The sequence below is a fragment of the Saccharopolyspora sp. NPDC050389 genome (genome assembly GCF_040655595.1).
In the GTDB taxonomy this organism is placed as follows: Bacteria; Actinomycetota; Actinomycetes; order Mycobacteriales; family Pseudonocardiaceae; genus Saccharopolyspora.
Genome location: NZ_JBFAKG010000033.1, coordinates 70383 through 84037 on the forward strand (window position 1 = coordinate 70383; position 13655 = coordinate 84037).

Genomic DNA, 13655 nt, shown 5'->3' on the forward strand with positions numbered 1-13655 from the left:
GCTCCGAGCCGGCACACGCCGACAGCACTAAGGCTCTCGGCGTCGATCTTCATCTGCACGGCGTCATACTCCTTCGGCGTGGACTACGGAGCGGGTCTGCCACAATTTGTGGAACGGTGCAGAGGTGCGCTTCTCGGTGCATTCGACGCCGGGAATCCGGGGGTACCACCGACATCACCCAGCGTCGCGCGATGAACCGTACGTGCCGGGCTTGACACTACCAGGCCGCCTCGGAGAGGTTCAGCACCGCTTTGGCAATGCGACGAAGAACGTAGTCCCCGTCCAAGGTACTGAACATTTCTCCGAGTTCGCAACCGCTGCATAGTTCGTTGCCTCGCGCCCACGGGTCAGCGCGGAGGAGGATCTCGGATGCTGCGACGTGAGCAGGAATCGAGGAACAGGTAATCGGCGTAGTCACCGGATCGTACGCTGACGTTGGATCGCATCGTTACATTCCTAAAATTCGCATTTCGGGATTCCATGATTCGCGCCTCGTCTGTCCACATCGGACGATCGAGCAGTGCCCGCCAACAGTTCCTCAACCGGACGAGCCCCGCGCGAGCAGTCGGGCGAGGGAGGCCGTGGTGTCCGCGTGGTCGGCTGGCACGACCGCCGAGTACAGGGCAGTCCAACAGGACGGACAGCAGTACTGCCGGAACACGACCGGCGCATCGACGTAGTCGGCGGGATCGGCGAAGATCTGCCGCCCCGCCTCCGTCGACGGGCCTTCGTAGCGGGCGAGTACCAGCTGGTCGCCTGCGGCGGTGCCGCCGAGGATCTCGGCGCAGTGGCGGCACGCCACGAGGGTCTCGCCGTCACCGGGAACCTCGACCAGGTTGTCGTCGATCCGTTTGACAGCGGTCATCTCGGCGGTGCCCCGCGTCGTGCCCGGGACCAGCGACCGATCCTTGCGCCGGGCTCGAAGGCGGTCGCGCTCCAGGGCAGTGGCGGCGACGTCGACGACGTCCCCTTCGATGACGACGCCGTAGACATCGAGGGCGCTCGCCGCGGTGATCTTGTGTTCTCGAAGGTCGTGAGCGACTGCTTCGGGATCGCGTTTCAACGGGTCGCCGTAGCCTCCGCCGCCCTGCCAGGTCATCGCGAACACCTCACCGGGTGCGAGATAGCTCGAGGCGTAGTTCTGCCCTGGTTCGAGCGTGTCGCTGACCTCCTCCAACTCGGTCGGGATCCGTCCGGAAGCGAGAACTTCGGCGACACGGCTCTGCCTCGCGACCACATCGAGTCCGCTGTTGCCGGGGTACCCGCCGCAGAGTCCGCCGTTCTGAGCCACGGCCTTGCCCGCGGACGCCAGGACGAGCCCCATCGGAAGGCTTGTTCCGTGCGGGGTGATCGCGATCGACGCGCCGAGCCCGCCTCGGTGGCGCCCCGGTCCACCGGAGTCCGGCACCTCGCGCCGCCACAGCGTCAGGATGGGGTAGAGGAACTCGGTCATCTCGACGTCCGGAACGCGCCCCATGGGGATGCAGAACAGCCCGCCGGTGTCGATGCCGTCGGTGTGCGGCTTGGCGCCGTATCCGCCGGCCATCGGCTCCATGATGATGTTGAGGAACGGCACGGGCTGCTCGCCGCGCTCGTCGAGACCGGCGATGACGGCCGTGTCCCAGGTGCCACAACAGGTGGCCTGCACGTTCTTTCCGAGCTCGAGATCGCGGTCGAGCATCTGCGACAGGCACTCGGCGACGAGGCTGCCGGTGAGCCAGGCCGGGCCGATCGGGCCGCGGCCCACGGCCGCCGGGAACGTCGCGTTGTTGAGGGTGCCCTCCTCGGTGACCAGGTCGAAGCAGCGCATCAGCCCGCCCGCGGACCACGGGATGTCGTTGGCGAGGATCGGCAGCAGCGCGAGCATGACACCGCCACGCATTCCGGCGTAGGTGCAGTTGATGACGCCGGCCTGCGGGTCGGTGCCGCTGAAGTCGAACGTCAGATGGTCGCCGGTCTTGGTGGTGGTGACCGTGATCTTGTGCAGGTTCCGGTCGCCCTCGTGCGACTGGTCCTGGTAGCCGGTGGCCGACCAGCTGCCGTCCGGGAGCGCGGTGAGCTTGTCGCGCAGTCTCGTCTCGGCGTCCGACATCATGCGCTTCATGACAGCCTTGACCGTGTCAGGGCCGTACTGGTCAATCAAAGTGTGCAGGCGCTCGGCGCCCACGTTGTTGGCGCCGATCTTGGCGCGCAGGTCGAGACCGACCAGCATCGGCACGCGAGACCGGCGTGTCCACATGTCCGCGATGTCACGCTGAAGCCGGCCTTCGCGCACGACCTTGACCGGCGGGGTGGGCAGGGACTCGGAAAACACGTCCTGCGCTGCCGGGGAGAACGAGCCGAGGCCGACGCCGCCCAGGTCGGGCTGGTGCGCGATGGCACTGGTCCAAGCGAAGAGCTTCCCGTCGTGGAAGACCGGCTGGTACACGATCACGTCGTTCTGGTGCAGCCCGCCGCCGACCCACGGGTCGTTGCACAGGAACATGTCGCCCTCGGCGATGCCGGGGTTGACCGACCGGTGGCGCAGCGTCCAGTAGATCGCGAGGTCGACCGCACCGACGAGCATGGTGTTGTAGAGACCGACCTGGACCTCCTGGCCGAGCTCGTCGGAGATGGCGAAGTCGAAGTCGTTGGCGTCGGTGACGATCGGCGAGCCGGACATGCGCTTGAGCGCCTCGCCCATCTCGTCGGTAACCGACCACAGCCGGTGCCGGATCACCTCGTAGGTCAACGGGTCGAGCGCGTCGACCCGGTCCTGGGCAACCGTGTGCACATCCAAAGTGGACGGCAGTGAGCGCCGCAACTCGGCGGGGTCGACTGGACGGCTGGAGTAGACCTCCGAGCCGGGCACCGGCATGGTCACGACGCACTCCCTGCGGTAACGGCGGTGCGAGCGGGTTGGATGGCGCGGGCAGCGTTGGTGCGGATGATCACGTTGCCCAGGCGGTCGACGCTAGCAGTGGTGCCGTCAGGCACAACAACGGTCGTGGTGGGCACCTCGACGATCGCGGGACCGGTCAGCACGTGCCCGGCGCGCAGCTCGCGGTAGTCGTAGATCGGGGTTTCGACATATCCGCTGCGAATGTCGAGGCAAACCGGCCGCGTGGCGATCCACGCGCCTGACGGATCGGTGGAGTCCGCCGCAGGCACCCCAGGCAGCTCAGGACTGAACGGCAGCACGCCGGCGCCGCGCACACGGAAAGTGACGGCCTGAATGCCTGCCTCGCGGAATCCTGTGTCTTTGCCGTACAACGCCGCATAGCGCTCCTCGAACGCCGCAGCGGCCTCCTCGACCGCGGCCATGTCGAGCGGTCCATTCGCGACCGGGGCGGTGACCTCGGCGAGCTGCATCGTGTAGCGCATATCGATCTCGCGATGCAGCTCGATGCTCTCAAACCGGACGCCCTGGCGGCCGAGGCCATCGAGAACCCGCTTCTCCAGCTCGGCGAAGTCGCGCTCGGCGCGCGCGGGATCGAACGGCACGATCGTCGGGTCGGATAGTTCCGCGGTGAGCACGATGTCGGACGAGGCGAGCCCGAAGGCGGAGAAGGCCGACGCGACCGGCCCGAGCGGAACGACGACTTCGCTGACCCCGTTCTCGGCTGCGTAGCTCGCACAGTGGGCGGGACCCGCACCACCGAACGCGTAGAGCACGAAGTCACGCGGATCGTGCCCGGCCCCGACCACGGTCTTGCGCAGCAGATCGCCGGTCTGGGCATTCTGCACCGTGTAGATCGCGGCCGCGGCCTCCTCGACGGTGAGCCCCAGCGGCTTGGCGATCCGGGTCTCGATCGCTCGACAGGCCAGCTCGGTCGACAGCGGTTTGCGGCCGCCAAGCAGACCCCGCTCAGGCAGGATGCCGAGCACGAGGTTGGCGTCGGTGTTGGTCGGCTCGGTGCCGCCGTTTCCGTAGCACGCGGGGCCGGGAACCGCCTGCGCGCTGCGCGGCCCGATGCGCAGGTTGCCGCCAGCGTCGAGCCACGCGATCGCGCCGCCGCCGGACCCGATCGCGTCGACCCGCAGGGTAGGCACGTTGATCGGGTGGTGGTTGATCACGGTCGTGGTGTCGCGGACCGGTTCGCCATCCACGACGAGACCGGCGAGGAAGGTAGTCCCGCCGACGTCGGTGGAGATGATGTTGCGGTGCCCCAGCTGGCGGCCCAGCGCGACCGAGCCCACCACGCCGCCGGTGAGCACGGACCCGACAGTGCTGATCGCGGTGGCCGGGGCCTCCTGCGCAGCCACCGCGCCTCCGTTGCTCTGCATGACCAGCAATGGCCCGGCGAGCCGGTTCTCGCGCAGCGCAGCCTCGAGCGCGGTCAGGTAGTCGTGCAGGCCCGGCCCGATCTGGGTGCTCATGATCGTGGTGGCATTGCGGGAAAACTCGCGGATGCGGGGACTCACCTCGCAGGACAACGCGACGAAGACGTCGGGGTCAGCCTCGGCGACCAGCTCCCGCAAGCGCCGTTCGTGCACGGGGTTGCGGAACGACCACAGCAGGGACACTGCGATCGCGCGTACGCCGTCGTCAAGGAGAGCGCGGATGGCGGCGCGTGCCCCGTCCTCGTCCAGGCCCACCACGACGTTGCCGTCCCGGTCGATGCGCTCGGTGACCTCGAGGGCATGCCGTTTCGGCAGCAGCGCGTGGTCCTTGGCCTGTCCGAGGACGTTCTGCAGCTCGTGCGGTGAACGTCCGAGGTAGCGGCCCTCGACGTTCATGATGTAGATCGAGTCCCGGTGCCCCTTCGTGGTCAGGAGACCGACCGGCGGCACGTTGCCCGTCACCAGCGCGTTCAGCGATGAGGTCGTGCCGTGCGCGATGTGGTGCGTCTGGGCGAGCATCTCCGGTAGCGACATCCCGAGCTGTTCGGCCAGTAGCCCGAGCACGTCCAGGACGCCTCGCGAGTAATCCGGCGGAGTGGACGGGGCCTTGGCGGCGAGCACGGTCCCGGCGTCGTCGAGAACGGCGTCGGTGAACGTTCCCCCGACGTCAACGCCGATGACAAAGGCCATGACACACGCTCCTTGCGACGACGGGCGCCCCTACCAACGGGACCGTAGACTATTAAACACTTCGTTCGAGACATAGCCCCAACGCGACCAACCACCCGATTGGAGTCAAGGCCTTGACGCCGCGACTTCTAGTACGTCGAATAGTCGACTCATGCGTCAAGACACTGGAGGTCCGGATGCAACTACGTCGGGCCGCTGTACTGGGCGGGGGTCCTGGCGGGCTCTACGCCGCGCGTCTGCTCAAACTTGCGTACCCCTCCTGCGACGTCAGCGTGCACGAGCAGGGAACGCCGGACGCGACGTTCGGCTTCGGCATCGGTCTGGCCGCCGGAACGCAGCGCAACCTCAAGGAAACGGACCCAGACACGCTGCGCGACATCGTCGCGGTGGGCTGCCGCCACGACATGACAATGCAGGTCGGCGGACGCACCGCACGCGTGGACAACAACCGCCTCGTCGGCATCGCTCGTACGGAGCTTCTCTCGGTGCTGCAATCGCACGCGGAGAAAGTCGGCGTGCGGCTGGAATTCGGCACGCGGCGTACCGCAGACCAGCTCGACGCGGACATCGTGATCGCCGCCGACGGGATCAACAGCTCGACCCGGGAGTCCGGGCCGTTCGGCACGCGGATCGACACGGGGCGCGGCCTATATCTGTGGTGTGGCACTGACTTCGCCCTCACCGAAGCCGTCTTCGCTCCGGTTCGCACCGAGCACGGCATCTTCGTCACGCACGCGTATCCCTATTCGGACGGCCGCAGCACGTTCTTGATTGAGACCGACGAGGCGACCTGGCGCCGCGCCGGTTTCGACGCCTCTACCGCAAAGACGCCTTCTGACGCCTCGGACGAGAAATCGTTGCGCTACCTGCAAAAGGTGTTCGCCGAACAACTGCGGGGCTATCCACTGATCGGCAACCGCACCCGTTGGCTGCGGTTCCGGACCGTACGTTGTGCACGCTGGTCCGCTGGCCGCACCGTGCTGCTCGGCGACGCCGCGCATACGGCGCATTTCTCGATCGGATCCGGCACGAAACTGGCGATGGAGGACGCGATCGGCCTGGTCGAGGCGCTGCGCGACGAACCAGACCGGGCCTCGGCCTTCGCACGCTACGAAGCCATCCGCCGTCCTGCCGTCGAGCGCCTGCAGGAGCTTGCGCGCCGCAGTCAGCTGTGGTGGGACTCGTTCCCCTCCCGACTGCATCTGCCGGTCGAGCAGCTGATGGTCGCCTACATGACCCGCGCGGGCAACGTCCCGCTCAACCGGTTCGCCGCCACGAGTCCCGACGTCGTCGCCGCCGCACTCGAGCAGTACGCGGGCAGCCCCGGCCCTGCTGACCCGGCCGGGGTCACGACGTGGGTACTGGACCGGCCGATGATCCGCGACGGCGAGCACTTCCCGACTCGCCAGATCGATCACCCCACCAGGAACCTCGTCACCGTCAGCGACGTGCTCACCGATCCGTGGGGCGATACCGGAGATGCGGTGGTGGCACGAGCGCGCCGCGCTCTCGAAGAGGGGGCCGAGGGTTTCCGGATCACCGGGCCCCCGGACCGGCCCGCCTTGCTGACTAGGCTGGACCTCGCCGAGCGGATCCGCACGGAGACCGGCGGTCTCGTCGTGGTGGAAGGGCCTGCTGAGCTGCGCGACGACTTCGCCGCCGGCCTGGTGAGCGCGCGCATCGACCTGGTTGCGTTCACCGGTGAGCGGACCGAAGAGGAGGGTGCATGAACACCGCGCACTGGGGCGGCAAGGCCGTCGACTACCCACCGGACGCAGTGCGGGCCTACCGCGATGCCGGGCTGTGGGGCACCCGTACGCTCGCCGACGAGCTGCACCAAGTCGCGCTCGCCCACCCGGACCGCGACGCGGTGGCGGCGCTGGACGGGCGGCTGAGCTACCGCGAACTCGACGAGCGCAGCGACCTGCTCGCCGCCGGGCTGAACAGGATCGGCCTGGCACCCCGCGACCCGGTGCTGTTCCAGGTCACCAACCGGCTGGACACGGTGGTCGCTTGGTACGGGGTCCTCAAGGCCGGCCTGGTGCCGGTGTGCACACTCGCCGCGCACGGCGGCCATGAAGTCGGTGCGATCAGCCGCCGGGTCGGCGCCACAGCGCACCTCGTCGAGGCAGGCACCCGCGGGACCGACCTGGTCGACTTCGCCGTCGAGCAGCAACGCGGACACCCGACATTGCGGCAAGTCCTGATACTCGGCGGCCGGGACGGCGACCCCCGCGGTGCCGCGATCGAAACACTCGGCCGTGGTCTCGACGCGCAGACGGCCCGCAAGACCGTCGAGGGGATCCAGTCCAGTGTCGCCCCGGACGACGTCGCGGTGTTCCAGCTCTCCGGCGGGACCAGCGGCGTGCCGAAGATCATCCCACGGCTGCACGCGGAGTACTGGTACAACGCGGTGGCCTACGCCCGCTCGTGGGGCTGGGACACCACGACGCGCGTAGCTCACCTGATCCCGATCATCCACAACGCGGGAATCACCTGTGCCGTGCACGGCCCGCACAGTGTCGGAGCGTGCCTGGTCCTGGGCACTCCTGACCTCGACGAGTCCCTGCCCCTGATGGCCCGCGAGGGCGTTACGCACGTGCTGCTCGGTCACGGGCACTTCAACGCTGTCGCCCACCCGGAGTTCACGGCCGCGACGAGGGCGGTGAGCCAGGTCGTGCTGTCGGGCACCAAGGTGCCCCCCGCCCTATTCGACGACCTCGAACGCCGCGGCCTGTGGTCCGGGCAGCTGTTCGGCATGGGAGAAGGCATGTTCCTCACCACCCGGCCTGGTGCTCCCCGCGACGCCCGTGCGACCACCGTCGGCACGCCACTGTCCGAAATGGATGCGGTTCGGATCCTCAAGCCTGGCACCGAGACCGAGGCGCCCGACGGCGAGACCGGCGAGTTGTGCTGCCGCGGCCCGTACACCTTGCGCGGCTACTTCGACGCCGCGGACCACAACGCGAAGGCGTTCACCTCCGACGGCTACTACCGTACCGGCGATCTCGCCTCGATCCGTCTGGTCGAGGGCGAGCGCTACGTGTCCATCGAGGGCCGGATCAAGGACCTCGTCAACCGGGGCGGCGAGAAGATCAGCGCTGCTGAGGTCGAGCTGCTGCTCCTGCGGCATCCTCGCGTCACCGCGGCCGCCGTCGTGGCGATGCCCGATCCCCGCCTCGGCGAGCGGACGTGCGCGTACCTGGTGGTCGAAGGCCAACCACTCGATCTCTCCCAAGTGCGGCAACACTTCGCAGACCTGCAGGTGGCGAAGTTCAAATGGCCCGAACGCATTGAGCATCTCGCCGAGATCCCGCGCACGCTCATCGGGAAGGTCGACAAGAATCAACTGCGGGCCGACATCGCAGCGAAGGTCACCGCCGAACGTCAAGACCCGAGGAGGACCTCATGACCAGGCACCGGATCAGACTCGTCGTCCCGAGCTCGAACGTCACACCCTCCCTCAACCTGGTTGCACCGGTCGAGCAGGAACCCGGGCTGCCGGCGGTGGCCGCAGCCGGCGCGTACAGCCTGCTGCGGGACCTGCGGCTGGCGCCGGAGCTTCCCGGCGCGGGCAGCCTTCTCGCGGCGGCAACACCTCTACCATCACAGCCATGAGCGGCGGTACACCCCGGGCAAACGCCCGCAAGAAAGCTGGAGAGGCATCGTCCCAGCGCGGAAGCGACGGCGGCGAGCCCAGTGCGCGGGTGAGCACGGCGCGACGCGAACTGGTGGAGAACGAGCTCTACGAGCACGCAACTCGGTTGTTCGCCGAACGCGGGTTCGCAGGCACGAGCCTGCAGGACATTGCCGACGCACTGGGCATCACGCGGCCCGCGCTCTACTACTACGTCAAGAGCAAAGACGAGCTGCTGGCCAAGCTCGTCACCGAGGTCACCAACGGGCCGCTGGACGAGCTCAGCGAGCTGGCCGCACGGCCGGAGCTCGACCCGGTCGCGAAACTGCGCGGCGTCGTCGAGGTCATAGTGGCGCGGCGCGCGACGCAGCCCGCCCGGTTCCGGCTGCTGATCCGCTCCGAGGCCGAACTGCCCGAAGAGCTCACCGCCGCCTACGCCGACAGCCGCCGAGCCGTCCTCAAGACGATCGCCGGGGTCATCGAGGCAGGCGTGCGCACCGGACAGTTCCGGCCCGTGGACTCGCGCATCGCCGCGCTCGGCGTGCTCGGCATGTGCAACTGGGTCGCCTGGTGGTTCCACCCCGGTGGCCGCGACACCACTGAGACCGTCATCGAGCAGCTCTCCGACATGGCCGTCGGCGCACTGCGACGCGCCGATCACCATGTCGTGGACGGCGCGGGTCCCACGGCCGCGTTGAAGATGCTGCGCGAAGACCTCGACTACCTGGAACGCATCCTCGACCTCTAGCTGGCACCTAGGAGGATCTGAGGAACGATGCTCGGTGTGCCGGGCACCGTTCCTCGGCGGTTGAGGATCAGGCGCCGTACGTCGTCGGTCTGCTCGCACTTCCTGCGCTGCCCATCCCTGACGTCCCCAGCGACGCGCCAGGTGTTCTGGCCAATCCCATCAACTGCGAGTCCTCTGGAGCGCCAGGCGTTCCGGCCCCGCCGGACCACGAGCCTGTCCAGCCCTCGCCGGACGCATGAGAGGCGGACAGGCGAGTTGGTGCTGGCGGGCCAGCCGCCCAGCAACAACCCATCCGGCTCATCGAGCCAAGCTGATCCGCCAGGCCGAGTCACACACGCCCAGGCAGACAATCAGCTGACCGGAACAGCAGAAGACCCCCAGCACTCGCCGAAGAACTTCCTGTGCCCGCTGGTCAGAGCCCGACGAAGTGCGCCACGGCCTTCGACGCGGAGACTTGATCTTGCCCCCGAACGTGTTGCAAAGGCAGCGTGTCCAACAACGCTGCGACTGCCTTTTTCGTAGGTTCGGCCACTGTGGACACCGAGCCGAACCGCAGGCCTGCCTGGCCTAATGCCCGGCTGGGTGTGTATTTCTTGCTCGCACGTTGCGCACACGCCAAGTTCATCGCTTGCGTTGAACCATTGACTCACCCGTTGAATCTTGCGTAAGGTCCAAGATGCCCGCACGCGCGACGTCGAGGAGGCAACCAATGGCAGAGAGGGACCACCGGGCGCAGGGGATCGATCATGTCGCGTTCCCGACGTTCGACCCGGCCGCCACAGTGCGCTTCTACCGGGACGTGCTCGGCTTCCCGGTCGTGCACTCGATCTGCGCGGCGGGGTGGGGGCCGGAAGACCACCCCGACTTCATCCACTTCTTCTTCGACATCGGCAACAACGACCGAATCGCGTTTTTCTACTACTTCGGCACCGGCGCGGAGATCGGCGGCACCGCCGGAGCGAAGGGCGACGTGTACGCCCGGTTCGGCGAAGAGGTCCCGGAGTTCTTCGTGCGCTCGCGGCACCTGGCTATCCACGTCGATAACGAGGAAGACCTGCTGGAGTACCGACGCCGGCTCGACGCGAGCGACTGGCCCGTGGAAATGCAGATCCAGCACGAGACCATCGAGTCGATCTACACCCACGACCCGAACGGCTACATGTTCGAGATCACCAGGGCGCTGCGACCGGTGACGCCACAGGAAGACCTCGACGCGAACCTCACCATCGACGCACTGCTCGACGTCGTCGGCGCCCCGGAGCCGACGTTCGGCAAACTGCTGCTCCGCAAAGCCGAGCTGATCGTCGAACGCGCGGCGAACTGGAAGCAAACACGCTACCGGCAAGAAGCCAGGCGATGACGACGCTCTACATCCTCGACGTGCCTGAGAACACCGCACTGGCCGAGGTCGCCGCCGAGGACCCCGAGGTGACCATCGGGCGGATCGGCCCGTACTTCGAGATATACGCGACTGGCCCGATCGTGATCGACCGGCGCGCCACCGGCTGCCGGCACGCGGTCTGGTACTCCGCCATCGGGGGCGTGGCCCGCAACAGCCGCATCACCCAGCACGACAAGAACGCGTTGCGAGTGGAACCAGCATGAGCGACAGCGCGCCACCGACGCGGCTCGGCGCCGACCGCTACGTCACCATCGAGGAACGGCCAGCAGCCACGGTCACGTCCGTGCACAGGCTGACCACCTCCGACGGAGCCACAGTGCATGGCGTGCTGGCCACGGTGCCCAGTGCCCGCACGGTCGTTTGCCTGATGCACCCGCGCCAGGACGTCACGCACCATCCGCTGGTGCCGCTGCTGCTGCGCGCCGGAGCGGCCGTCTGGACCCAGCAGACCCGGTCGGCCAACAACGACCTCACCCTCCTGCACGAGCAGGCGCTGCTCGACCTCGCGGCCGGACAGGTGTTCCTGCGCGAGCGAGGTTTCGAGTCCATCGTCACGCTCGGCCACTCCGGCGGCGGCACACTGTTCGCGTTCTACCTCGAACAGGCCGCGCACTCCCCCGGCGCGCGTATCGCGACCACTCCCGGCGGCCGGCCGGTCGAGCTTGCCGAAGCCACGATGCCTCTCGTGGACGGAGCGATATTTCTCGCTCCGCACCCCGGTCAGGGGCAGCTCTTGCTCGCGTGCATCGACCCGTCCGTCGCCGACGAGTGCGACCCACTTTCCGTAGTCCCCGAGCTCGACCCGTTCCACCCGGCGAACGGGTTCGCCGAGCCGCCGACGAGCTCCGGGTACAGCGAGGAATTCCTCCGCCGGTACCGCGCCGCCCAACGCGCTCGCGTCGCCCGGATCGACGCCGTCGCCCGCGAACACCTCGCCCGCACAGCGGAAGCCCGCTCGGCCTTCAAGACCAGCGGACGCGCCGTGGACCGGCGCCGCTCACTGGCGCCCCGCATCATCACCGTGTTCCGCACCGACGCCGATCCGCGCACCGTGGACCTCTCGCTCGACCCGAACGAGCGCCCGTACGGCTCGCTGTTCGGCAGGCGACCCGACCTGATCAACTACGGGCAGGTCGGGTTCGGCCGCCTCACCACCCCCGAGGCGTGGCTGTCGACCTGGTCCGGACTGAGCTCGAACGCCGAATTCGTCCGCTGCGCACCCCAGATCACTGTCCCCACCCTGTTCATCGAACTCACCGGTGATCAAGCAGCCTTCCCCAGCGACTCCCGCCACATGATCGACGCGCTCGGCACCGACGACCTCACCACAGCCGCGGTGCGCGGCCTGCACTTCGGCCGCCCCATCAACCCTGGTGAGCCCACGGGCACCGAACTCGCCGCAGCCGAGATCACCACATGGCTGGACCAGCGCTTCCCGCTCGCACCGCCGCGCTAACCCGGAAGCACTTCACACTCCTGATCAGAATCGCGGCATGCTGGACAAGCTCGCCTTGAAGAGCCGTCTGGCAAGCAACCTCGAAACCGCGCCCGGCGGCATTTCTCGCGTCTCAGCGTTCCGCATGCACCCGCGGCCGGAGATTCACCGGCAGCGACTGGAAGCCACAGCCGATGAACGAGGTGTGAGGGACCAGCTCGTCCGACGGGACAGCAAGTTCAAGGTCGGGAAAACGGGTGAACAAGCGCTCGAGCGCGATGGCTCCCTCGAGCCGGGCCAACGGCGCTCCGACGCAGTAGTGCACGCCGTACCCGAAGGCCAGATGGTCCTTCTCGCTGCGTGTCAAATCGAACTCGTGCGCGTCGACGTGCCAGCCCGGGTCTCGTCCTGGTGCGCCGAAGGCCAAGAGGATCGCCTCGCCCTGCTTGATCGTCACGCCTTCCAGGTCGAAGTCCTCGACAGCGAACCGCAACGGCAAATGCATGACAGGACCGTCCCTGCGCAGGGACTCCTCGACCACGTCGTCCCACCCGACCTCGCCACTAACAGCGAGCCGACGTTGAACCGGATCCACCGCCAGCGCGCGTGCGGCGTTGGCGATGTGGTTGGAGGTGGTGTCGATGCCCGCACCGAGCATCGTGATAAGGGTGTGGATGAGGACTTCGTCGGTCATCGACGGATCGGACGCCTGCCCCTCCACCAGATCGGTAGCCAGATCCTGCCCGGGAAAAGCCCGTTTGGCGGCGAGAAGTTCCATCGCGCACGAGACCATCTCGTTGAACGCCGCGCCGGCTTCGTCAGGCGTGGCCGCGGTGTTGGTGAACCTGGGCAAGCCCGACGAGAACCTGGCGCGCAACGAGTCCGGCACACCGAAGAGATCCCACATCACCTCAGCGGGTGCCTGTGCAGCGAAGCGCTCGCGAAGGCAGATCGGTGCTCCCGCGTCAGCGTCCATGCCGTCGATCAACTGGTCGACGATCTCCTCGATGCGCGGGCGGAGCAGTTCGAGCCGCCGCCGGCCGAAGGTACCGCTGAGCGGCTTACGGAGTCGTCGATGGTCCTCGCCATAAGCGGTAATCAGCGACTTCAGCTGCACAAACGCGTTCAACGGCCAGTCAGCCGGAACCGTCGCCATAGCCGGCCAGTGCCGTCGCGGGTCTCGCGACACCCGTCGGTCGCCAGCGAGCCTCTTGACCAGCTCGGGGCGCGTGACCGACCACGCCCGGACCTCACCGGGCAGAAGAACCAACGCCGCCGGACCACTCTCACGCAGCCGGGCGACTTCCCCGTGCACATTACGACCGGTGGGATCGAGTTCCACCATAGATACTTCAGCCACAGCGGGCCTCCTTGTGACGACAGCCGGTAACGAAAGCAGAAGTGATTCTCGCCTTCAGAT

The 13655-nt window shown here is 67.7% G+C and carries 10 protein-coding genes; 7 read left to right on the forward strand and 3 right to left on the reverse strand.

Translation table 11 applies throughout. The features are described 5' to 3' along the window. Positions 1-538 precede the first annotated feature (538 nt). Positions 539-2863 carry a hydantoinase B/oxoprolinase family protein gene (locus tag AB0I53_RS22365; RefSeq protein ID WP_358504133.1) on the reverse strand — a complete coding sequence of 775 codons (2325 nt, stop codon included), beginning with the start codon at positions 2861-2863 and terminating at the stop codon, positions 539-541. Then, positions 2860-5013, reverse strand: coding sequence for a hydantoinase/oxoprolinase family protein (locus tag AB0I53_RS22370; protein ID WP_358606021.1), 2154 nt, complete (start codon positions 5011-5013; stop codon positions 2860-2862). Before AB0I53_RS22370 ends, AB0I53_RS22365 begins: the two co-directional genes overlap by 4 nt. A gap of 272 nt (positions 5014-5285) precedes the next feature. Between AB0I53_RS22370 and AB0I53_RS22375 the strand changes: the two genes are divergently transcribed. The 7 genes from AB0I53_RS22375 (at position 5286) to AB0I53_RS22405 (ending at position 12256) form a co-directional block, all read left to right on the forward strand. Further along, on the forward strand, positions 5286-6743 hold the full coding sequence (locus AB0I53_RS22375) for an FAD-dependent monooxygenase (protein ID WP_358606024.1): 1458 nt from the start codon (positions 5286-5288) through the stop codon (positions 6741-6743). Further along, the gene (locus AB0I53_RS22380; RefSeq protein ID WP_358606027.1) at positions 6740-8425 is read left to right on the forward strand and encodes an AMP-binding protein; all 1686 of its coding nucleotides are present in this window, start codon (positions 6740-6742) and stop codon (positions 8423-8425) included. Before AB0I53_RS22375 ends, AB0I53_RS22380 begins: the two co-directional genes overlap by 4 nt. Beyond that, complete coding sequence (locus AB0I53_RS22385; RefSeq protein WP_358606030.1) at positions 8422-8631, forward strand: hypothetical protein; 210 nt, start codon at positions 8422-8424, stop codon at positions 8629-8631. Before AB0I53_RS22380 ends, AB0I53_RS22385 begins: the two co-directional genes overlap by 4 nt. An 89-nt stretch (positions 8632-8720) precedes the next feature. Further along, complete coding sequence (locus AB0I53_RS22390; protein WP_358606032.1) at positions 8721-9398, forward strand: TetR/AcrR family transcriptional regulator; 678 nt, start codon at positions 8721-8723, stop codon at positions 9396-9398. A 709-nt stretch (positions 9399-10107) separates the two neighbouring features. After that, entirely contained in the window at positions 10108-10758 is a 651-nt protein-coding gene (locus AB0I53_RS22395; protein ID WP_358606035.1) for a VOC family protein, read from the forward strand. Beyond that, on the forward strand, positions 10755-11003 hold the full coding sequence (locus AB0I53_RS22400; protein ID WP_358606038.1) for a hypothetical protein: 249 nt from the start codon (positions 10755-10757) through the stop codon (positions 11001-11003). Before AB0I53_RS22395 ends, AB0I53_RS22400 begins: the two co-directional genes overlap by 4 nt. Continuing rightward, the gene (locus AB0I53_RS22405) at positions 11000-12256 is read left to right on the forward strand and encodes an alpha/beta hydrolase (RefSeq protein WP_358606040.1); all 1257 of its coding nucleotides are present in this window, start codon (positions 11000-11002) and stop codon (positions 12254-12256) included. The genes AB0I53_RS22400 and AB0I53_RS22405 overlap by 4 nt, the downstream gene beginning before the upstream one ends. A gap of 112 nt (positions 12257-12368) precedes the next feature. Here AB0I53_RS22405 and AB0I53_RS22410 read toward each other — a convergent pair whose 3' ends face one another. Next, complete coding sequence (locus AB0I53_RS22410) at positions 12369-13580, reverse strand: cytochrome P450 (RefSeq protein WP_358606043.1); 1212 nt, start codon at positions 13578-13580, stop codon at positions 12369-12371. Positions 13581-13655 lie beyond the last annotated feature (75 nt).